Genomic DNA, 22,307 nt, shown 5'->3' on the forward strand with positions numbered 1-22,307 from the left:
TTCGCCCCATAACGCCGGGAGAAGAATAAATGACGACACGCAGGGATCTGGCAGGCCTCATCGGCACTGGCGCGGTGGCCGTCGGCGCGCTGACGCTGGCCTCCAACGGGGCAGCCGCACAGACCGCGGGGAAGAATACCTTCGACCGCATCATCGCCAACAGGAAGCTTCGGCTTGGCGCCGTGACTTCGAGCGCGCCATGGTTCGTCAAGGACCCCGCCTCGGGCAAGTGGAGCGGCCATTTCTACACGATCGGCTCTGCGCTGGCGAAGGACATGGAGGTCGAGCTCGAGCTGGTGGAAACCACCTGGGGCAATGCGGTGCTCGACCTTCAGGCCGACAAGATCGATATCATGTTCGGCCTCAATCCCACACCCAAGCGCGCCATGGCGGTCGATTTCTCGGTTGGGGCCTATGACAGCGCGCTGGTCGTCATTGCCAAGCCCGGCTTCGAGCCGAAGAACTGGGCCGACATGAACAAGCCGGAGGTGAAGATCTCGGTCGATGTCGGCTCGGCCCATGATCAGATTGCCACGCTCTTGTGCCCGAAGGCCCAGATCAGCCGCTTCAAGACCATCAACGAAGCCATGCTGGCGCTGCGCACCGGCCGTGTCGATGCCCAATGCATCTTCTGGATGGGCGGCGTGCGCGCGGTGAAGGCCGATCCCGGACTCGGCAAGGTCATCGTGCCGCAGCCCTTCTTCGGCTCGACCTCGAATGCGGCCTTCCGTCGCGAGTCGGACAAGACCTGGCGGGATTTCGTCAACACCTGGATCGTTTACGCACGCGGCCTCGGTCTCGTCCGTAGCGCCGTTGTCGAAAGCCTGGAACAGGTCGGCGTCACCTCCGAGGACATCCCGGCGGGCATCACGCTCTGAGCATTGGCCGGCTTCCCGCATGGCGGGAAGCCGGCGTGCGACGTTCGATCGGCTTCTGCAAGGCCGCGCCATGCGCAGGCAGGGTTCAGCATGTCCTATACGTGGAATTTCGACATCGTCTGGAGCTATCGCTGGATCTTCCTGACGGGAACCGGCGTCACAATCGGCATTACGATCGCGGTCGTGCTGCTCGGGCTGATCGTCGGCCTGATCGCCGGCGTTGCCCAGCTCTCGCGTTCACCCGCTCTCCGCTGGCTGTCCTGGGCGTATATCGAGATGTTCCGGCTGACGCCGCTGCTCGTACTGCTGCTCTGGTTCTACTACGCGCTGCCGATCCTGACCGGGATCAAGCTGGATGCGATCACTGCCTCGATCGTGACGCTGACGCTTTATGGCGGGTCTTTCTATGCGGAGGTCATCCGCGGCGGCATCGTGTCGATCGAGCCGGGGCAAAGCGAAGCGGGGCTCGCGCTGGGCATGACGCCCGCGCGGGTGATGCGCCGGATCGTACTCCCGCAGGCGATCAAGCGGATGATCCCGCCGCTGATGAACCAGTCGATCATCCAGTTCAAGAACACCTCGCTCGTCTCGGTTCTCGCCGTGCCGGACCTGCTCTATCAGGGCCAGGTCGCGGCGATGGACACCTATCGCGCCCTCGAGGTCTACACCGTGGTCGCCGCGATCTATGTGGTCGTGCTGCTGCCGCTGACCGTGATCGCCAAACAAGCCGAGAAGCGGCTTGCACACAGCAATTGAGGGCGCGGCGATGAGCTACAAGATCGAGGTCAACGGCCTTCGCAAGAGTTTCGGTTCTCTCACCGTGCTGCGCGACATCAATCTGCAGGTCGAGACCGGCCAGGTCGTGGCGCTGATCGGTCCTTCCGGCTCCGGCAAGTCGACGCTGCTGCGCTGTCTCAACCTGCTTGTCATGCCCGAAGGCGGCCGCATCCGCATCGGCAAGGACAGCTTTTCCTTCGGCGACGGCTCGAAGCTGCCCGGCACGCGCGAGCAGGCGCGGTTCCGCTCCAATACCGGCATGGTCTTCCAGCACTTCAACCTGTTCCCGCACATGACCGTCGTCCAGAACGTGATGGAGGGCCCGGTCTCGGTGAAAGCGATGCCCAGGCCCCAGGCCGAGGCGCTCGCCCGAAAGCTGCTCGCCAAGGTCGGCCTCAGCGACAAGGTCGACGTCTTCCCCAACAAGCTCTCGGGCGGCCAGAAGCAGCGCGTCGCCATCGCGCGCGCGCTGGCGATGGAGCCCGACGTGATGCTCTTCGACGAGGCGACTTCGGCGCTCGACCCCGAACTCGTGGGAGAAGTGCTGGGCGTCATGCGCGATCTGGCCGCCGAAGGCATGACGATGATCATCGTCACCCATGAGATCGGGTTTGCCCGGGAGGTCGCAGATCGCGTCGTCTTCATGCGCGACGGCATCATCGTCGAGGAGGGGCCGGCCCGCGATGTGATTGGCCAACCCCAACAGGAGGCGACGAAAATCTTCCTCAGCCACTTCCACAATCGCGGCTGAGCCGCGTCATTCCGCGCTTGGCCCAGTGGCACGATGGCTGAACCTGCCGCTTTCGCCCGCATCCTGAATGTCGAGGACGCCCGCCGAGCCGCTCGGCGGCGCCTGCCACGCGGTCTTTTCGAGTACATCGACCGCGGCTGCGAGGACGAGATCTCGATTCTCGCCAATCGGCGCAGGCTCGACGCCATAGCACTCTCGCCGGGGGTGCTCGTCGATGTCTCCCACCCGTCGATGGAAGCGGATATTCTCGGCAGGCGGCAGCCTTTGCCGTTGGTCATTGCGCCGACGGCAGTGGCAGGATTGGTCTGGCATGACGGCGAGATCGCGCTCGCGCGGGCGGCGGCGCGCGCAGGCATTCCCTTCTGCGTCTCCACGCAGTCGATCACCTCGGTCGAACGGATCGCGACAGAATCCGGCGCCGATCTTTGGTTTCAGCTCTATGTCTGGAAGGACCGCCGGCGCATGCTGAATCTGCTCGACCGGGCCTGGGCGGCGGGCGTGAAAACGCTGGTGCTGACGGCAGACACCGCGGTCGGCCCGAACCGTGAATACAACCTGCGGAACGGCTTCGGAATTCCGCTCAAAGCGTCTTGGCGGGCGGCGCTGGATGTGGCTTTGCATCCACGCTGGGCGGCGACAGTCATGCTGCGCGCGCTGGCGAGCTCCGGAATTCCGACCTATGCCCATTACCCTGCGGAATTCCGCACGCGGCTCGGACGCGAAGCCCTCGCCGATGAGGTCAGCCTCGCGAAGGACGTGACCTGGGATGACGTTCGCCTGCTGCGGCAACGCTGGCGAGGCAAGCTTGTCGTGAAAGGAGTGCTGCGCGTCGAGGATGCGCTGGCGGCCCGGTCGCATGGCGTCGATGCCATCGTCGTCTCCAACCATGGCGCCCGCAATCTCGATTGCGCGCCGGGGCCGACCGACGTGCTGCCGCAGATCGCCGAAGCGGTCGGGGATAGGATGGAGATATTCGCGGATAGTGGAGTGCGGCGTGGCGCGGATATAGCCCGTTTTCTGGCGCTGGGAGCGCGTGGCGTCATGATTGGTCGGGCCACGCTTTATGGCGTTGCAATGGGAGGCGCCGGTGGAGCCGCCCGCGTGCTCGATCTGCTGTCGACGGAGTTGCGGACGACGATGGGGATGCTGGGCGCGCAAAAGCTGGCCGACATCCGGCGGGTCGAGTCCGCGCAACAAGTTGGCCGATAGCGGAGCGAAGCCGTCGCGCACCGCGAGCAGCGCTTCTTGAGGTCAACGAGCAATGGCGAGTGGGGGCCAGATGGGCGAGGCCCTGTTCGTGCCTATGACACGCTGGTCGTCTCCCCGCGGCTTGAAGCACGTCAAAACAGCGGACTGTTACAGAGTTCCGGCACCCCGCCTCTTCAGATCAATACCGCATCGCGGCTGTTATCAGGCAGGGTTTCCGCAACCACCCCGATCAGCCACGCATCGCGTGAGAGCCATTCATGCGATTGACCGCAGGCAGGACAGTTGCGCAGAATTCGTTTGCTTCCCGCCCGCTGGACTTGCGTTGCTGCTGTCGTTTCGCCCGTCTCTACGGGTAGTCCAGTGGCAGGACACCTTATCACGATTTCGCAAACTGGCTGGGCCGCCCCGACGTGACCGCGCCATCGTTGAATCTGAAATTTCCGAGTACCCATGTCAGATAAAGCCGCTGATTGAGGCTATGCGAGAACGAAGACGCCGACTGCCAGCGTGGCGATCGTCAGGGGCGCGCCGATCTTGAAATAAGTCCAGAAATCGACGGTGATGCCGTCCTTGGCGGCGCGTTCGGCGACGATGAGGTTGGCGACGGAGCCGAGCAGCGTAAAATTGCCGGCGAGTGTCGAGGCCATCGCCACGGTGAGCCAAGCACGCTGGGGATCCTGCAGATGCTCGACGAAAGGCTTCAGCACCAAGACCGCCGGGACGTTGCTGACGAGGTTGGACAGGATCGCCGTTATGGCCGTCAGGATCGCCGTGTTGCCGAGGTCGAGGCGGGCGGCCTGCGCCAGCAGGTCAGGCGTCAACACAGCGTGCTCTAGCCCTCGCACCACGACGAAAAGCCCGGCAAACATCAGCAGGAGCGGCCCGTCGATCTCGGCATAGACCTTGCGCGGCTCGATCCTGCGGGTGAGCAGCAGCAGCGCCGCCGCGCAGATCGCCACCTTCGCTACCTGCTGTCCGAGGAAGAACAGGGCGATCATCGCCACCGACGCCAGCGCTGCCTTCGTTGCGAGCCAGCCGTGGTAGTGAGTGGGAACTGCCACGCTGCGCAGCATCTGCCGCGTCATGAACTCGCGCCTATTGAGCAGTAGAACGAGCAGGATCGTCACCAGCAGGCCGAGTGCAGCTATCGGCAAAAGTTGGCCGGTGAAGGTGCCGTAGGAGATGCCCGAGAGATTGCCGATGATCATGTTCTGGGGGTTGCCGGTGATCGTCGCCGTCGAGCCGACATTCGAGGCGAGCGCCACCGCGATCAGATAGGGCACCGGATTGCGCTCGAGAGCACGGGTTAGCGTGACGACGATGGGGGCCATCACCAGGCAGATCGCGTCGTTGACGAGGAAGGCGGAGAGCACGCCGGTCGTGATCACCACGACCGACAGCAGCAGCGCCGGATGCCGCGCGCGGCCAGCGGCCCAGCCGGTCACGATCTTGAAAAAGCCGGACAGGCGCAGATTGGCGACGACGATCATCATGCCAAGCAGCAGCGTGATGGTGTCCATGTCGATCGCCCGGTAGGCATCTTCCAGCGAAAGCGCACCACAGCCGACCATCAGAGCTGCGCCGATCAGCGCCGCTCCCGCACGATCGACGCGCAACCCCGGCATCCGGCCGATGGCAATGGCGACATAGGTCGCAAGGAAGATCGCTATAGCGAGGATCTGCGTCGCGTTGAGAACCCAGCCCGTCATGCGGATCAGGCCATTCTCGCGCTCGGCACCGGCCTCTGGCGGGCGCCGTCGGTTGGCGGCACGTAACCGCGGGTCTCCGGCATGGCAAAGAGATAGAGAATGAGGCCGACGGCCGCGATCGTTGCGAGCGTAACGAAAGCGGCGGAGTAACCGGCTGTCACGATGATCACGCCCGCCAACGAGGTGGAGATCGAGGCACCGACGCCCTGGACTGTCGCCACCGCACCTTGCGAGACGTTGAAGCGGCCGGTGCCTCTCGTCAGGTCAGCCACGACAATCGGGAACAGCGCGCCGAAGATGCCGGCGCCGACGCCGTCGAGCGCCTGAACGGCCACCAGCCAGAACGGGTTGTCCGAGACGACGTAGAGCGCGCCACGCAGCGCCAACACGCCGAAGGCGAGAAGGAAGATCGGCTTGCGGCCCCAGGCATCGACCTTGGCGCCGACGATGATCGCCATCGGCACCATGACGCATTGGGCGGCCACGATGCAGATCGCGATCAGCGAAGTCGCCTGCTCCTTGCCGACGACGCGGGTCAGCAATTGGCCGACTGAGGGCAGCATTGCGGCATTGGAGAGATGGAAGATCGCGCAAAGCAGTGCGAACAGCATCAGATGGCGGTTCTGCAGCAGGGCCTTGAGGCCGGACGGCTTCTCGTCGTCGACGGCCTCCTCAAGCCCGCGCGCGAGGTCGTCGTCGATCTCCTTCTCCGGCACCATCAGCATGGCGCCGATGCTGAAAACCGCGAGCACGGCCATGAGCCAGAACACCACGATCGGCCCGAAGAAATAGGCGGTCGCCCCCGCGATCGCGGCCGAGGCGGCATTGCCGAGATGGTTGAAGGCCTCGTTGCGGCCGATGCGCTTGGAGAACATCTTCGGCCCGACCAGGCCGAGCGTGATCGCCGCCAGCGCCGGCGGGAAGATCGCGCCCGCAATGGCGGCGACCGATTGCGTGCCGACGACCAGATAGAAATTGCCGATGAAGGGCAGCGCCAGGCACGACAGTGTCACCGCGGCTGCGGAGGCGATCACGATCGCCGGCTTGTGGCGGCCCCTGTCGATGAACGCTCCGGCCGGGGTCTGGGCAAGCAGGCCCACGATGCCGGCGATGCTCATGACGAGGCCGACCGTCGCCTCGTTCCAGCCCTGCTCCGGGCCACGCACCGCGATCAGATAGATGGCGAGATAGGGCCCGAGCCCGTCACGTACGTCGGCGAGGAAGAAATTGAGTGCATCCAGACCGAGAAGCGCCCGCCGAGACGGGGCGCGATCATGTGATTTTGCGGCCATGTGTCGACTCGCTGCGGGAAAAGAGATGCAGCCCGGGCGGGCGTTCGGCGGGCAAATCCGCGTCCAGGCCTAAAGAAGGGTCCGGACACGGCTCGGCTTGTTTGGGTCAGCCGCGCGGTCCGGGAGGCGGCGGGGGCGGAGCGCGATCATCTGGGCGCGGCGGCTTGGGGCGGCGCGTGTCGAGCTGCGCCAGGCGATCCGGCGTGGCACCGAGCGCGGTCGCCTCGATCACGATGCCGAGCGGGCTCTTCATGCTTTCACCGCGAACCGAGATCGTCTGATCCTGCTTGAGCAGGTCGGCGAAGCGCTCGGCCTCATGCGGCGGCAGCCGCAGTTGAACGCCGTTATCGAGAACCGCCCCGTTGACCTCGCCGCGCTTGCCGTGCAGCACGGCCACGATCTTGCTCGTCATGACCTCGGCGGCGACAGAGCGTTCCTCCGGGCCGCCTTGGTCGAGCACCACCGCGCCGGTCGCATCGTTGGTAACCGAGACGGCGTCGATCAGCGGCAGAGCCCGCGCCTTCAGGCCGCGGACGGTGACCGCATCGCCCGGCCGCAGCGCGAAAGCCGTCGGGGTGGATAGATGCGGCGGCAGCTTGACCTCGGTTCCGTCGGCGAGCAGCAGCCCATCGATCTCGCCGCGCGGGCTGAGCGTGTACTGCTTCACGACGCCTTTGGTTTGCGGAAGCTGGGAAGCGTCATAGATCAGGCCACCACGGGCCTGGGCAAAGACTGTAGCGGCCCCGAGCGCTGTACCTCCCAGCAACAGAAGGGTGGCGACTGTCGAGCGAGCTCTGTTCGTCATGATCTCACCTGCTGTTGTGCCGGGTACCCGGCGGGATGAGACGTCATCCGCAACCAGCGTGCCAACATGCAGGTCTTTATATTTCAAAGGCTTGCCTGGTCAGCCGATCTCGCGGCTGTCTGCATTCCTGACGGCACCCGTCATGGATCCGGACGCCTCGCCGGCGTCGAGGCCGTAGCGCTCGATCTTGGTGTAGAGGAGCTGCCGGTTGATGCCGAGGCGCCGCGCGGCCTCGGTCCGGTTTCCCGCGCAGGTCTGAAGTGCGCGACGGATCATCTCGGTTTCCAGCCTGGCCACTGCGGTGGGCAGGTCTCCGTCGAGCCATCCGGCAGGCGGGACGTCGGGTTCCGTCTCGATGCCGGCATCACCCATATCCGCAACGTCGAGCGTATCGCCTCGCGCCAGGACCACGGCGCGGTCGATTGCGTTCTTGAGCTCCCGGATGTTTCCCGGCCAGGGGCGGGAGAGCAGATGCGCCGCAAGCGCCCCGGTCATCCGTTTCGGACGTTCACCCGGACGCGCTGCCAGGCGCAGGAAATGCTCGGCGAGCGGCACGATGTCGGCGAGCCGTTCGCGCAGGGGAGCGAGCGGGATCGTCAGCACGTTCAGCCGGTAGTAGAGGTCTTCGCGGAAGAGGCCCTGCGCGACGCGCTCTGGCAGCTTGCGATGCGTGGCCGCGACGATGCGGACATCAACCTGGACCGGACGCCCCCCGACCGGCGTGACGATCTTGTCCTGCAGCACCCGAAGGATCTTGGCTTGCATGGCAGGCGGCATGTCGCCGATCTCGTCGAGGAAGAGCGTGCCGCCGTCCGCATCGCGGAACGCGCCGTTTCGATCGGCTGACGCACCGGTAAACGCGCCCTTCACATGCCCGAACAACTCGGATTCGAGCAGGTCGGATGGGATGGCGGCGCAGTTGACGGCAATGAACGGCTCAGGCTTGCGCCTGCTGTATTCGTGCAGCGCCCGTGCGACGAGCTCCTTGCCGGTGCCGGTCTCACCGATGACGAGGACGGTGGTGTCGCTGTCGGCAGCCAGTCCGATGGCCTTTTGCACCATCCGCATCGGCTCGCTCAACCCGATCGGGGTAAAGCGGGAGGCAAGCTGCGCATCCTCCGCAGCCACCGGAGCCGTCTGTTCCATCGCCCGCAATGCGAGCATCCGCGTCAGATTATCGGCGAGTTCGGCTCGGCCGATCGGCTTGGTGAGATGGTCGAAGGCGCCAAGCCTGATCGCCTCGATAGTGTTTTCCGCCGTCGCATAGGCAGTCAGGATCGTCACCGGAGGTGGCACCGGGAGGGCGCGGATGGCCTTGAGAACCGCAAGGCCGTCCATGTCGCCGCCCAGGCGCAGATCGAGCAGGACCGCGTCGATCGCCTCGCCGCGCAGGCGATCAAGGCCGGTTCGCCCGGATGCGGCCATCGCGGCGTCGTAACCGAGATCGCGCACCGTCTCTTCAAGGCTCTCCCGCAGGCCGGCCTCGTCGTCGATGATCAGGATGGTCGATGGCGCCATGGCAGCTCAATCTCGAAATGGGCTCCTCGATCGGAGGGCAGCAGGCGCAAGGTGGCGTGATGAACGCCGGCGATCTCGCGCGCGATGGCGAGGCCGAGGCCCGTCCCTTCCGGGTGCCCGGTCACGAAGGGCTCGAACAGGCGCTCGCGGATCTGAGACGGCACGCCGGGGCCATCATCGCGCACGGCGATCACGAGGTTCTCGCCGCGCCTCGTTGCACTGAGCTCCACTCTGCCCCCGGCTGGCGTATGGCGCAAAGCATTGCCGACGAGATTCTCGACGATTCGGCCAATTTCGCCCGCATCGAAGGAGGGCGGTGATCCGACGCCGGCAGCCGGGTCCAAACGATCGATCAAGCTCACCTGACTTGCGTCCGCACGATCGCCGAAGGCGACGACAATTCCGGCGAGGAAGCGCGCGAGGTCGACAGTCTCCGCCTTGGGTTCGCGCGGCTGGCTCATCGTCAGGAGATCGCGCAACAGGCGATCGAGCCTGGCGATCTGGTCGAGAATAAATCCGAGTGCGGAGATACGGCGCTGCTCGTCAGCCGCGGCGAGCGCGTTTTCAGCCTTGAGTCGCATGGCCGCCACAGGGTTCCTGACCTCGTGAGCGACGCCGGCGACGAGGCGCCCGACCGCCGCCAGCCGCTCGGCTCCCGCGGCTCGTCGCCGCGCCTCGGACAGCCTCTCGCCGCTGGCGTTGAGCGCATGCACGAGGCGGTCGAGTTCAGGCAAGCCCGTCGGTGAGAGGTGGGGAAGATCAGCGTCATGACCGGCTGCAAGGTCGGCCTCAAGCCGGGCGATCCGCCGCGACCACGCGACCAGGAGCCAGCCCAGCCAGAGCGCGGAGCCCAGCACGGTTGCTGCGAGAACCGCGAAACCGATCATCAGCCGGTTATAGGCCGGCTCCGCGCCGGCCGCGATACGCGTCATCGTCCAGCCGGTCAGTCCTGTATCGGTCGCTCCTCCGAGCGGGCATGCATGCAGCAGCAGGATCTGCGAACGTCCCCGCCGTTCGACCATAGCCGGCTTGCCGGCGGTCGCAGCCGCGGCATTGACCTCGCCGATCGTCGGTTGCTCCGCCGCCGGCAGGTCGGTCTTCGGGCCCGTTCCTTCGTAGGTCGGGAAGGCATAGCCGAGCGAGCCCTCAGCCTCGCGCCAGATGCCACCCTCGATCTCAGGCGAGTGGGCCAGCGCAAGCTGGACGACATTGGTCAACTGTTGGCGCAGCTCCTCGTCGGTCCGCCTCGGCCAAGGCCCGCGCCAGCCGGACGCAAAGAACGTGTAGCGATCGGCGATGCCGCGGCAGGCCGAGGCCAGTCTATCCTGCGCACGCCCGGCTTGGACGCTCGCCGTCTCCCGATAGAACGAGACGAACAGAAAGCCGGTCGCGCCCGCCGAGAGGACGATCAAAAGCCAAAGCCCGATCAACAGGGAGCGCAGGGACGTCAGCATCTCATCGGCCTGCGGCCAACGCCGGGGGGAGCATGGTCGAGCCTCGAGATCGTCGGACGGCAGCCGGCCGAAACAGGCGGTGCCTGACGATAAGTGCTGCGCAACTGTGCGCGCCGCAAGAGCGGCCTACCCTCTCAAAGCAGATAGCGATTATGCAAGTGTCCTCGATTGGGCCATGTGCGTCGCTTCAGTTAAACCCAGATCGTTGCCGATGTGGCGAATCTGTGGCGTGATCGAGCTCCCGGCTTCATCGATCGGCCCGGTCCAGAGCGAGGCGGGCAGCCGGCATCTGGTCACGGCCGGAAGCGGCAGGTAGACCACGTCGGATGGTCCGTTTCCTTCACAGCGCCGACCTGCATCTCGGCAAGCCGTTCGGTTCGATGCCGGACGAGCTGCGCGGGCGGCTGCGCGAGGCCCGCCACACCGTGCTCGACCGGCTGGCTGCCCAGGCTCGCACTGCAGCGGCGGAGACGATTCTGCTGGCCGGCGACGTGTTCGACACGGAAACGCCGAGCCCGGCCGTGCTTCGCCAGGCGCTGGCTGCCATGGCAGGGCATGACGGCGTTCGCTGGATCCTGCTGCCCGGCAATCACGATTCGCTCGCCGCGGAAGCACTCTGGGCCGGCCTGGCGACATCGCGGCCCGCCAACGTCGTCCTCGCGACCGAGCCGGCTCCTGTCCGGCTCGCCGACGACGTCGTCCTCCTGCCGGCGCCCTGCACGACGCGCCGGCCGGGTCGCGACCTCACCGAATGGCTGGACGGGGCAGCGACGCCGCCGGGCACGATCAGGATCGGGTTCGCCCACGGCGCCGTGCAGAGCTTTTCGGAAGATGGCGGCGCCGGCGACGTCATCGCTCCCGACCGGGCGACCCGCGCCGGTCTCGACTATCTCGCCCTCGGCGATTGGCACGGCCAGATGCGGATCGGACCGCGCACTTGGTACAGCGGCGCGCCGGAGCCGGACCGGTTCAAGCACGACGCCTCGGGCCGTGCCCTGCTGGTCACGATTCCAGCGGCGGGAACCGAGCCCGTGGTCGAGCCCATCGAGACCGGATCCTTCGACTGGCGCACGCTCGTGCTCGACTGCCTGGCGGGCGACGAGCCCGGCGCGCATCTGGCGGCGTTGTTGCCGGCCGGTCCTGCGCGGCGCCAGACACTCCTTCGCATCCTCGCGACCGGCCGGACGCGACCGCCGGCGCGGGCTCGGCTGGAAGCCGATATCAAGGCGATTGCGCCCGAATTCGCCCTGCTGCAGCTGGAGGCGCAGGAGCTGGTCACGGAATGCGAGAGCGAGGATCTCGACCAGATCGACCATGCCGGCGCCTTGCGGCAGGCGGCCGACATGCTGCTCGCAGAGAGCCGGGACGACGGCCGCTCCTCCGGTGAGCGCGAGGTGGCGCGCGAGGCGCTGATGCGCCTGTTCTCCTATTGCGCGACGGCGTCCTGATGAAGCTGACCGCCCTGCGCCTGCACAATGTGCGCCGCTTCGCCGGCACCGGCGTGCGCATCGAGAACATCGGCGACGGCATCAACGTGCTCTGCGCCGCCAACGAACACGGCAAGTCGACCTGCTTCGACGCTTTGCACGCGCTGTTCTTCCAGCCGCATACCGGCACGCCGGGCTCTGTCCAGGCGCTGCGGCCCTATAGCGGCGGCAACCCGCTGGTCGAGGCGGACCTCACCACCGCCGATGGCGCCTTCCGGCTGACGAAGCAGTTCTATGGCGGCCGCCGCGCCCAGGTCCGCGAGCGTGACAGCGGCCGCCTGATCGCGCAGGCGGACGAGGCCGAGCGCTTCATCTCCGCTCTGGTGAAGGGCGGCATCAGCGGGCCGGCTGGCCTGCTCTGGGTCCGACAGGGCGTGACCGGCATCGAGCGGCGCGCCAAGGCCGAGGACGAGACGGAGAGGCGCGCACGGGAAACCGTGCTGACCTCGGTCCAGGGCGAGGTCGAGGCGCTGACCGGCGGGCGGCGCATGACCGAAGCCCTCGCCGCCTGCGAGGAAGAGCTGCTGCGGCTGGTGACGGCGACCGGCAGGCCCAAGACCGGCGGTCCCTACGCCAGCGCCATCGACGAGAGCGAGCAATTGGCGGAACAGGAGCGCCGCCTTGGCGCCGAGGTCGCCGATCTGCGCGCGGCCCTCGACCGGCGCCGCACGATCCGGGTGCGGCTCGCCGAGATCGACACGCCCGAGATGGCGCGGGAACGCCAGGCTGCGCTCGCGGAGGCCGAGGCGGAGCTGTCCGCCGCCAAGGCCCAGGCTGAATCGCTGAAGGCGGCTGAAAGCAAGGCCGCCCTGGCGCTGAACCGGCGCGTCTCTGCCGAGCAGGCCCTGAGCGGCTTTCGGCAGGCGCTCGCCCGCTTTGCCAGCCTTCGCGACGCCGAAGCCGGCGCCGCGCAGGAGCGTGACGCCGCCCGCGCCCGCCATCAGGGTGCCGCCGGCGTTGTGCGCGAGGCGGCGACTGCGGTCGAGAGCGCCGAACGCGAGGAGCGCGAGCAGCGCGACCTGCTCGCCCGCCTGGAGCGGGCCTTGCGCGCGCAGGAGGCGGCGCGCCGGCTGGCCACGGCCCGCGACAGCGAGCGCGAGGCGCAGGCGACCCGCGAGCAGATTGAGCGCATGGAGGCGACCCTCAAGAGTCTCATCCTGCCTGCCGGCAAGATTGCCGAGCTGGAAGAGATCGACGGCCAGCTCCTGCAGTTGCAGGCCAGGGCCGAGGCGCGGGCACCGCATCTGCGCATCGACTACGCCGCCGGCGCCGAAGGCGGGATCTCGATCGCGGGCGTGATGCTGGCGCAGGCCGAGGAGCGGCCACTTGCCGGCACGACGCAGATCGAGATCGCCGCGATCGGCCGCCTGACCGTGACGGCGCCGCAGGCCGAGGAAGACGACCGCAGCCTCGCCCGCGCGAAGGCCAAGCGGAAAACACTGCTCGATGAGCTTCAGGTCGACAGTCTCGCCGCAGCGCGTCAGCGCGAGGTGCAGGCGCGCGACCTCAAGGCCGATCTCGACCTGGCGCGCCGGCGCCTCCAGCTGTTCGCGCCCGGCGGGCTCGCAGCCTTGCAGGAACAGATCGCGCGCCTGGAGGCCGAAGCGGCCAGCGCGGACGAAGTGCCCGCTGATCTGGACGCGGCAAGCCGGCAGCTTGGGACCGTCGAAGCGCGCGTCGGCGCCGTGCGCGAGGCGGCCCGAGCCGCGCAGGCCCGGACCGAGACCTCGGCCTCCGCTCTGGTCGAGGCGGAACGCCATGCCGCCGGATTGTCCTCCGCCCTTGCCGCGCTCGCCGAGAGCCTGGGTCCGGAGACGCAATGGCGCGGGCGCGAGGAGCGCCTTGCCGCGGAGCATGCCGAGACGAACCTCGCCTGGCGGGCGGCGCAGCGGCAGGTCGAGGAGCTCGCGGCGCGCAGGATCGACCTTGCGGCGGCAGAAGCCCGCCAGCTGCGCCTGCGCTCGGTCATGGACGCGGCGCGCGAGGAGATCACCCGCCTGCGCGAGGAGGCGGCGGGCCTCGATGGCCGCATCCAGACCCGCACTGAGACCGCGATCGAGGAGGCCTGGCAGGAAACCCGCGACAGGCTCGCGCAGGCGCAGCGGCGCACTGCCGTGCTCGCCCGCGAGGTCGCTATCCTGACCCGGCTGCGCGGTGCACTCGAAGCCGCGCGCTCGCAGGCGCGCGACCATTATTTCGCGCCGGTGCTGCAGGAGCTGTGTCCGCTCCTCGGCCTGCTGTTCGACGATGCCAGCGTCACCTTCGACGAGGACACGCTGCTGCCCCGCTCGGTGCTACGCAACGGCCTCGACGAACAGGTCGGCGTCCTCAGCGGCGGCATGCGCGAACAGCTCGCGATCCTGACGCGGCTGGCCTTCGCCCGGCTGCTCGCCAAGGGCGGCCAGCCGACGCCCGTCATCCTCGACGACGCGCTGGTCTATTCCGACGATGATCGCATCGAGAAGATGTTCGACGCGCTGCATCGCCAGGCCAGTGCCCAGCAGGTCATCGTCTTCTCCTGTCGCCAGCGCGCCTTTGCCCGGCTGGGTGGCCGCGTTCTGCGTATGGAGCCGTGGCAGCCCGAGCATTGATCTCGGGCGACGAGCCACGTCAGAACCGCAGCTCGCCCCCGTCTTCAAGGGTATGGCCACGCGAGCGGCGCCGATGGTGGCGAACCAGGTGAGACCAAAGGCGATGGCCTGAGAGATGCGCCTGCCAAGCATGGCCCGAAGCCAACTTTGAGAGCGTAACGGGAATGTGAGCCCTTACGTGTCGCAGGGCCGTTGGAAACCGTCGGACGGTGACTAGCTCATCGCACGGGCGACTCGATCACACAGGAGATTGCCATGCTTTCGCGCAAGATTGTCGCCCTCGCGGCGGCGCTTCTGCTTTCGGGAGCAAGCTCCATGGCCTATGCCACCGAGCTCGGGGCCGAGAGCATCGTGCACGAGCAGGCCCAGAACCAGCGAGCTCTTGCCGAGCAGGCGCAGTACCTCGCCTATCACGGGCACTTCAAGGACGTGGAAAGCCAGCCGGGCCGCGGTGCCGGCGTCTTGCCGCATCACAACTGAGCGCCGGGGCATGCACTGGAAAGGGGCCGCAACAGCGGCCCCTTTTCGTCGTGCCTATCGGAAATCCCGGAAATCTGGGAAGACTGCGCGCAGCGCGCCACATGGAGCGAGAGTCGAACCGGAGCCGGCGCCTGTCCATGGAAACGCCTGAGATGCGGCCATGATCATCCGCCAGCTCGTCTATCTCGACGCGCTCGCGCGTGAAAAACACTTCCGCAAGGCGGCCGAGGCCTGCCATGTCTCGCAACCGACGCTCTCGGCCGCGATCGTCCAGCTCGAGGAAGAGCTCGGCGTGCTGATCGTCGAACGCGGCCGGCGCTTCCAAGGGCTGACCAAGGAGGGCGAGGCGGTGCTCGCCCATGCCCGGCGCATCCTCGCCGAGGCCGACATGATGAAGGAGTCGATCGCGGAGCTGCGCGAGGGCATCAGCGGCCGCATCCGGCTCGGCGCGATCCCGACCGCCCTGCCCATGATCGCGCACATCACCGCGCCGTTCTCCTCGCGCTATCCCGAAGTGTCGCTCACGGTGCTGTCGCTGACCTCGGCCGAGATCCAGCAGCGCATCGACGATTTCGAGCTCGATGTCGGCCTGACCTATCTCGACAACGAACCGCTCGACCGGGTGATCTCCAAGCCGATCTATCTGGAATCCTACGTGCTGCTGACGCGCGAGGACGGCGAATTCGGCCAACGTGACACCATCACCTGGGCGGAAGCGGCCGAGCTCAAGCTCTGCCTGCTCACCACCGACATGCAGAACCGGCGCATCATCGACGGCATCTTCCGCTCGGTCGGGGCGGCGCCGCGGCCGGCGATCGAGACCAATTCGATCTTCAACCTCTGCTCCCATGCCGGCATCCAGGGCGTTTCCAGTATCGTCTCGATCCAGCTGCTCGAATTCTTCGGCGTGCCGATCGGCACCAAGGCGCTGCCTTTGGTCGAGCCGGCGGCGCAGCGCACGATCGGCCTCATTGTCGCCGACCGGCAGCCTTTCGCACCGCTGGCGCGCAACCTGCTGATGATGACGCGCCCGGTCGCCGAGGCCGCGCTCCCGAGGCGGCCGATCGTACGATAGCCCTGCCCTATCGCAGCGCAGCGTAGGCTTTTTGCGCATCGCAAAGACACGCGATAATCGATGCTTATCGGCCAGATCGCGCTATGCTCATCCGATCCCATCCACGCGCCCGTCATTTTTGATAGACTTTACCTATCGTACGGTTGGAACAAACGATTTGAACCTGTTCCAAGCTTCAGGTCCAATTCCTCCAATCGAGAGCCGAACGGGCTGAAGATGGAGGAGACATGGCGGCATACCCGGCCTGGGACGAAGATGGCGCTCGCCTGATCATCGCAGGGCTTTCGCATCTCGAAGGAGCGGCCTTGCCGATCCTGCATGCGCTGCAGGACGAGTTCGGCTATGTCGATCCCAAGGCCGTGCCGCTGATCGCCGACGCGCTCAACCTGTCGCGGGCCGATGTGCACGGCACCATCTCCTTCTATCACGACTTCCGCACCGCCCCGCCGCCGCGCCGGATCGTCAAGCTCTGCCGGGCCGAAGCCTGCCAGGCGCTCGGCTGCGAAACGCTTGCACAGGACCTGGCGCGCGACCACGGCATCGTCGTCGATGCTCACGCCCGCAGCCAGGACGCGGTGGTCGAGACCGTCTATTGCCTCGGCAACTGCGCGCTCGGCCCCTCCGCCCTGGTCGAGGGCGAGCTGATCGGCCGGGTCGATGCCAACAGCGTCGCGGCGCTCTGTGGAGCCCGGCAATGAGCGAGGCGATTCGTATCTTCGTGCCCGTCGACGCTGCCGCCCTCTCGGTCGGTGCGGAAGGCGTGGCGCAGGCTATCGCGAAGGAGGCTGAGGCGCGCGGCATCGCCATCGAGCTCATCCGCAACGGCTCGCGCGGCATGCTCTGGCTTGAGCCGATGGTCGAGGTCGAGACCTCAGAGGGGCGGATCGCTTATGGCCCGGTCGCGGCCAGAGACATCATCGGCCTGTTCGAGGCCGGCTTCCAGACCGGCAGCGCGCACGCCTTGCGCCTCGGCCAGGCGGAGGAGCTCGACTGGCTGAAGCGCCAGCAGCGCCTGACCTTCGCCCGGGTCGGTGTCACCGACCCGCTCTCGCTCGCCGATTATCGCGCCCATGATGGGCTGAAGGGCCTTGAGAAGGCGCTCTCGCTTACCGGCGCCGCGATCGTCGAGGAAGTCCGGGAGTCCGGCCTGCGCGGCCGCGGCGGCGCCGGCTTCCCGACCGGGATCAAGTGGAAGACCGTCCACGACGCCAGGGCGGAGCAGAAATACATTGTCTGCAATGCCGATGAAGGCGACAGCGGCACCTTCGCCGACCGTATGCTGATCGAAGGCGATCCCTTCCTGCTGATCGAGGGCATGGCGATCGCCGCGATCGCGGTCGGTGCCACCAAGGGCTACATCTATCTGCGCTCGGAATATCCGCACGCCCACAAGGTGCTGCAGCGGGCGATCCTGAGGGCGCGCAATGCCGGCCTGCTCGGCCTATCCGTGCTCGGGTCCGGCAGGGCCTTCGAACTCGAGGTCAGACTGGGCGCCGGCGCCTATATCTGCGGCGAGGAGACCTCGCTGCTGGAGAGCCTGGAAGGCAAGCGCGCCATCGTCCGGGCCAAGCCGCCGATCCCGGCTCTGCAGGGCCTGTTCGGCCAGCCGACCCTCGTCAACAACGTGCTCTCCTTCGCCGCCGTGCCCTGGATCCTGACCCACGGCGCCAAGGCCTACGCCGATTACGGCATGGGCCGCTCGCGCGGCACGCTGCCGGTCCAGCTCGGCGGCAACGTCAGGCGCGGCGGACTGATCGAGCTCGCCTTCGGCATCCCGCTGCGCGAGATCATCGAGGACATGGGCGGCGGCACGCTGTCGGGCCGGCCGATCCGCGCCGTGCAGGTCGGCGGCCCGCTCGGCGCGTACCTGACCGAGAAGCAGCTCGACACCCCGATGGACTATGAGGCGCTCGCCGGCATCAAGGCGATGCTCGGCCATGGCGGCATCGTCGTCTTCGACGACAGCGTCGACATGGCCAAGCAAGCCCGTTTCGCCTTCGAGTTCTGCGCGAAGGAAAGCTGCGGCAAGTGCACGCCCTGCCGCATCGGCGCGACGCGCGGCGTCGAACTTGTCGACAGGATCGTCGCCGGAACCGAGCGGCCGAAGAACCTCGCCGTGCTGCGCGATCTCAACAAGCTGATGACCGACGCCTCGCTCTGCGCCATGGGCGGGCTCACTCCGATGCCGGTGATGAGCGCGCTCAACCATTTCTTCGAGGATTTCGACCGCCCGCCGGCTCCGAAGCTGCCGCTGGCGGCCGAGTGAGGAAACAGCGATGAGCCTGACCAAGGAGATCGATTTCGGAACGCCGATCCGGGTCGCCGAGACGACGGTGACGCTGACGATCGACGGGCAGAGCATCACGGTCCCCGCTGGCACCTCGGTGATGGCGGCGGCGATGAGCCTGGGCACCAAGATCCCCAAGCTCTGCGCCACGGATTCGCTCGAACCCTTCGGCTCATGCCGACTCTGCCTGGTCGAGATCGAGGGCCGGCGCGGCACGCCGTCCTCCTGCACCACCCCGGCCGAAGACGGCATGGTCGTGCGCACCCAGTCAGAGAACCTGTCCTCCCTGCGCAAGGGCGTGATGGAGCTCTACATCTCCGACCATCCGCTCGACTGCCTAACCTGCTCGGCCAATGGCGATTGCGAACTGCAGGACATGGCCGGCGCGGTCGGCCTGCGCGAGGTCCGCTACGGCTATGACGGCGAGAACCACGTCAAGCCGGCGACCTCCGAAGGCTACGCCAACGAGAACTGGCTGCCCAAGGACACCTCCAACCCCTATTTCACCTATGATCCCAGCAAGTGCATCGTCTGCAATCGCTGCGTACGCGCTTGCGCCGAGGTGCAGGGCACCTTCGCGCTGACGATCGCCGGCCGCGGCTTCGACTCGCGCGTCGCCGCGGGGCCGACCGATTTCCTCGGCTCCGAATGCGTCTCCTGCGGCGCCTGCGTCCAGGCCTGCCCGACTGCAACGCTGATGGAGAACAAGGTGATCGAGCTCGGCCAGCCCGAGCATTCCAAGGTGACGACCTGCGCCTATTGCGGCGTCGGCTGCTCGTTCAAGGCCGAGATGCAGGGCGACCGCGTCGTGCGCATGGTGCCCTACAAGGGCGGCCAGGCGAATGAAGGCCACTCTTGCGTCAAGGGCCGCTTCGCGTGGGGCTATGCGACGCACAAGGACCGCATCACCAGGCCGATGATCCGCGACGCGATCACCGATCCCTGGCGCGAGGTCTCATGGGAGGAGGCAATCAATTACGCCGCCTCGGAGTTCAAGCGCATCCAGGCCAAGTACGGCCGCGAGTCGGTCGGCGCCATCACCTCCTCGCGCTGCACCAATGAAGAGGTCTTCCTCGTCCAGAAGCTGGTGCGCGCCGCCTTGCGCAACAACAATGTCGATACCTGCGCCCGCGTCTGCCATTCGCCGACCGGCTATGGCCTGAAGACCACGCTCGGCACCTCGGCAGGCACTCAGGATTTCAAATCGGTCGCCAAGTCCGACGTCATCATCGTCATCGGCGCCAACCCGACCGACGGCCACCCGGTCTTCGCCTCGCGCATGAAGAAGCGCCTGCGTCAGGGCGCCAGGCTGATCGTCGCCGACCCGCGCCGCATCGACCTCGTCAAGTCGCCGCACGTCAAGGCCGACCATCACCTGCAACTGAAGCCCGGCACCAATGTCGCGCTGCTCAACGCGATGTCCCATGTCGTGGTCACCGAAGGGCTGATCGCCGAGACATACGTCCGCGAGCGCTGCGACCTCGCCGATTTCGAGCTCTGGGCCCGTTTCGTCGCCGACGAGCGCAATTCGCCCGAGGTCACGGAGGAGTTCACCGGCGTGCCGGCGGCCGATGTCCGCGCCGCGGCGCGGCTCTATGCCACCGGCGGCAACGGCGCGATCTATTATGGCCTCGGGGTGACCGAGCATAGCCAGGGCTCGACCACGGTGATGGCGATGGCGAACCTTGCCATGGCAACCGGAAACATCGGCCGAGACGGCGTCGGCATCAATCCGCTGCGCGGGCAGAACAATGTCCAGGGAGCCTGCGACATGGGTTCCTTCCCGCACGAGTTCACCGGCTATCGCCACGTCGCCGACGATGCGACCCGGCAGGTCTTCGAGATGATGTGGGGCGTGCCGCTCGACGCCGAGCAGGGCCTGCGCATCCCCAACATGCTGGACGAGGCCGTCGGCGGCAGCTTCAAGGGGCTCTACGTCCAGGGCGAGGACATCGCCCAGTCCGACCCGAACACCCAGCACGTCACCGCCGGTCTCGCCGCGATGGAGTGCGTCGTCGTCCAGGACCTGTTCCTGAACGAGACGGCGAAATACGCCCATGTCTTCCTGCCGGGCTCCTCCTTCCTGGAGAAGGACGGCACCTTCACCAATGCCGAGCGCCGCATCAACCGCGTCCGCCAGGTGATGGCGCCGCTGTCGGGCAAATCGGAATGGCAGGCGACGATCGATCTCTCGCGGGCGCTCGGCTACGAGATGGCCTATGGCCATCCCAGCGAGATCATGGACGAGATCGCCAGGCTCACGCCGAGCTTCGCCGGGGTGAGCTACGACAAGCTCGAGAAGCTCGGCTCGGTGCAGTGGCCCTGCAACGACAAGGCCCCGGCCGGCACGCCCCTGATGCATGTCGACCGCTTCGTGCGCGGCAAGGGCAAGTTCATGATCACGGACTACGTGCCGACGCAGGAGCGCACCGGCCCGCGCTATCCGCTGATCCTGACCACCGGGCGCATCCTCTCGCAATACAATGTCGGCGCGCAGACCAGGCGGACGCAGAACCAGGCCTGGCACGACGAGGACATGCTGGAAATCCACCCCTTCGACGCCGAGAGCCGCGGCATCAAGGACGGCGATCTCGTCGCGCTCGCCAGTCGCTCCGGCGACATCTCGCTGCGCGCCGAGATCACCGAGCGGGTGCAGCCGGGCGTGGTCTACACCACCTTCCACCACGCCGCGACCGGCGCCAACGTCATCACCACCGACTATTCCGACTGGGCGACGAACTGCCCGGAATACAAGGTCACGGCGGTCGAGGTCCGCAGGACGAACTATTACTCCGAATGGCAGGAGCGCAATCGCGAACAGGATGTCTCGCTGCGCCTGATCGCGGGGCGCTTGCCCGATGCCGCGGAATAGCCCGCCCGCCCAGCCGCCGGCGAGCCACGCGGTCCAGGTCCGGATCGTGCGTTTCAGCTCGGACGATCACGAGACTGCAGCGAGCGCCGAAGTCGCGGTCGAAGCACCCGTCAACATCGTCTATGGCACCATGCCCTATGCGGTGATGATGGCGACGCCGTCCGACCTGGAGGATTTCGTCGCCGGCTTCAGCCTGACCGAGGGCATCGTTCGCAACGTCGACGAGATCAGAGGGATTACTGTCGCCCCGCAGCAGAACGGCATCGTCGTCAGCCTCGCGCTGGCGCCCGGCCGCTTCCGCGAACACCTCGCCCGCCGCCGCAACCTCTCGGGTCGGACCTCCTGCGGCCTCTGCGGCGTCGAGGCGCTCGCCGACCTGCCGACGGCGGAAGCGCGCGCGGCGACGGCGATACCGATCGCGCCTGCGGCGATCGGCGCGGCGCTCGGCGCGCTCGAACGCCAGCAACCGCTGCACCGCCTGACCCGCTCGGTCCATGCCGCCGCCTGGTGCGACCGCGATGGCGCGATCCTGGCGGTGCGCGAGGATGTCGGCCGGCACAACGCCCTGGACAAGCTGATCGGCGCCCGCCTGCGCGCCGGCCACGATGCCAGTGACGGCTTCGTGCTGGTCACCAGCCGCGCCTCCTTCGAGATGGTCGAGAAGGCAGCGATCTTCGGGGCCGGCGCGCTGGTCTCGATCTCGGCACCGACCTCGCTGGCGATCGAGCGGGCGAATGCGCTCGGCCTGACCCTGGTCTGCATCGCCCGGGCCGATTCCGCGACCGTCTTCGCCGGGCGCCTCGCCGAGAGCGTGGAGAGCGTCGCGAGATGATCGAGATGAAGAGCAACGAGGCGATAACCCAGGATCACGCCAGCGAGCATTTGGCCAAGCTCGCCTTCATGGCGAACCAGATCGGCGATTTCTTCAAGTCCTATCCCGAGGCCGAGGCCATCGCTTCGATCGCCGACCACATCAACCAGTTCTGGACGAAGCGCATGCGCGAGGAGTTCCGCACCGGCTTCGAAAGGGACGCGTCAGCACTGTCGCCACTGGTGCGGCAGGTGCGGGACAAGGTCAGGCCAGCGCCGGCAGCCTGAGCCTTCCACTCACGCCACAGGCCA

At 67.1% G+C, this 22,307-nt stretch carries 18 protein-coding genes; 13 read left to right on the top strand and 5 right to left on the bottom strand.

The genetic code is table 11. From position 1 onward, the window contains the following. Positions 1–29: 29 nt before the first annotated feature. From BMZ21_RS19185 to BMZ21_RS19200, 4 genes are all read left to right on the top strand, one after another. Positions 30–878, top strand: coding sequence for a transporter substrate-binding domain-containing protein (locus BMZ21_RS19185; protein WP_091837755.1), 849 nt, complete (start codon positions 30–32; stop codon positions 876–878). A 90-nt stretch (positions 879–968) separates the two neighbouring features. Then, entirely contained in the window at positions 969–1,634 is a 666-nt protein-coding gene (locus tag BMZ21_RS19190; protein WP_091837758.1) for an amino acid ABC transporter permease, read from the top strand. 10 nt (positions 1,635–1,644) lie between these two features. Further along, on the top strand, positions 1,645–2,406 hold the full coding sequence (locus BMZ21_RS19195) for an amino acid ABC transporter ATP-binding protein (protein ID WP_091837760.1): 762 nt from the start codon (positions 1,645–1,647) through the stop codon (positions 2,404–2,406). 33 nt (positions 2,407–2,439) lie between these two features. Next, positions 2,440–3,615 carry an alpha-hydroxy acid oxidase gene (locus BMZ21_RS19200; RefSeq protein WP_244543913.1) on the top strand — a complete coding sequence of 392 codons (1,176 nt, stop codon included), beginning with the start codon at positions 2,440–2,442 and terminating at the stop codon, positions 3,613–3,615. Between the two features lie 476 nt (positions 3,616–4,091). Here the strand turns inward: BMZ21_RS19200 and BMZ21_RS19205 are convergent, their stop codons facing one another. The 5 genes from BMZ21_RS19205 to BMZ21_RS19225 form a co-directional block, all read right to left on the bottom strand. After that, complete coding sequence (locus BMZ21_RS19205) at positions 4,092–5,324, bottom strand: anion transporter (protein ID WP_091837763.1); 1,233 nt, start codon at positions 5,322–5,324, stop codon at positions 4,092–4,094. Positions 5,325–5,329: 5 nt separating this feature from the next. Beyond that, positions 5,330–6,616 (bottom strand): MFS transporter, encoded by a 1,287-nt coding sequence (locus tag BMZ21_RS19210; RefSeq protein ID WP_091837766.1) that lies wholly within the window; start codon positions 6,614–6,616, stop codon positions 5,330–5,332. Positions 6,617–6,722: 106 nt separating this feature from the next. Next, positions 6,723–7,421, bottom strand: a complete 699-nt coding sequence (locus tag BMZ21_RS19215; protein ID WP_091837769.1) for a hypothetical protein — start codon at positions 7,419–7,421, stop codon at positions 6,723–6,725. Between the two features lie 99 nt (positions 7,422–7,520). After that, positions 7,521–8,939, bottom strand: coding sequence for a sigma-54-dependent transcriptional regulator (locus BMZ21_RS19220; protein ID WP_091837771.1), 1,419 nt, complete (start codon positions 8,937–8,939; stop codon positions 7,521–7,523). Then, positions 8,918–10,393, bottom strand: coding sequence for a sensor histidine kinase (locus BMZ21_RS19225; protein WP_091837774.1), 1,476 nt, complete (start codon positions 10,391–10,393; stop codon positions 8,918–8,920). Before BMZ21_RS19225 ends, BMZ21_RS19220 begins: the two co-directional genes overlap by 22 nt. A gap of 326 nt (positions 10,394–10,719) precedes the next feature. Between BMZ21_RS19225 and BMZ21_RS19230 the strand changes: the two genes are divergently transcribed. The 9 genes from BMZ21_RS19230 to BMZ21_RS19270 all read left to right on the top strand — a co-directional run bounded on the left by BMZ21_RS19230 (position 10,720) and on the right by BMZ21_RS19270 (position 22,283). After that, positions 10,720–11,841 (top strand): metallophosphoesterase family protein, encoded by a 1,122-nt coding sequence (locus BMZ21_RS19230; RefSeq protein WP_091837777.1) that lies wholly within the window; start codon positions 10,720–10,722, stop codon positions 11,839–11,841. Continuing rightward, complete coding sequence (locus BMZ21_RS19235) at positions 11,841–14,471, top strand: AAA family ATPase (protein ID WP_091838332.1); 2,631 nt, start codon at positions 11,841–11,843, stop codon at positions 14,469–14,471. The genes BMZ21_RS19230 and BMZ21_RS19235 overlap by 1 nt, the downstream gene beginning before the upstream one ends. A 255-nt stretch (positions 14,472–14,726) precedes the next feature. Further along, positions 14,727–14,951: a hypothetical protein gene (locus BMZ21_RS19240; RefSeq protein WP_091837779.1), complete on the top strand. Its 225-nt coding sequence runs from the start codon at positions 14,727–14,729 to the stop codon at positions 14,949–14,951. A gap of 160 nt (positions 14,952–15,111) precedes the next feature. After that, positions 15,112–16,026 (top strand): LysR family transcriptional regulator, encoded by a 915-nt coding sequence (locus tag BMZ21_RS19245; protein ID WP_244543914.1) that lies wholly within the window; start codon positions 15,112–15,114, stop codon positions 16,024–16,026. Between the two features lie 227 nt (positions 16,027–16,253). Then, positions 16,254–16,724 (top strand): NAD(P)H-dependent oxidoreductase subunit E, encoded by a 471-nt coding sequence (locus BMZ21_RS19250; RefSeq protein WP_091837781.1) that lies wholly within the window; start codon positions 16,254–16,256, stop codon positions 16,722–16,724. Continuing rightward, on the top strand, positions 16,721–18,292 hold the full coding sequence (locus BMZ21_RS19255) for a formate dehydrogenase beta subunit (protein WP_091837784.1): 1,572 nt from the start codon (positions 16,721–16,723) through the stop codon (positions 18,290–18,292). Before BMZ21_RS19250 ends, BMZ21_RS19255 begins: the two co-directional genes overlap by 4 nt. Before the next feature lie 10 nt (positions 18,293–18,302). After that, entirely contained in the window at positions 18,303–21,185 is a 2,883-nt protein-coding gene (gene fdhF, locus BMZ21_RS19260; protein ID WP_091837787.1) for a formate dehydrogenase subunit alpha, read from the top strand. Continuing rightward, positions 21,172–22,017 (top strand): formate dehydrogenase accessory sulfurtransferase FdhD, encoded by an 846-nt coding sequence (gene fdhD / locus BMZ21_RS19265; protein ID WP_091837789.1) that lies wholly within the window; start codon positions 21,172–21,174, stop codon positions 22,015–22,017. Before fdhF ends, fdhD begins: the two co-directional genes overlap by 14 nt. Beyond that, complete coding sequence (locus BMZ21_RS19270; protein ID WP_244543915.1) at positions 22,014–22,283, top strand: formate dehydrogenase subunit delta; 270 nt, start codon at positions 22,014–22,016, stop codon at positions 22,281–22,283. Before fdhD ends, BMZ21_RS19270 begins: the two co-directional genes overlap by 4 nt. The last annotated feature ends 24 nt before the right edge of the window (positions 22,284–22,307 follow it).

It is taken from the genome of Allobosea lupini (genome assembly GCF_900109525.1).
GTDB classification, from domain to species: Bacteria; Pseudomonadota; Alphaproteobacteria; order Rhizobiales; family Beijerinckiaceae; genus Allobosea; species Allobosea lupini.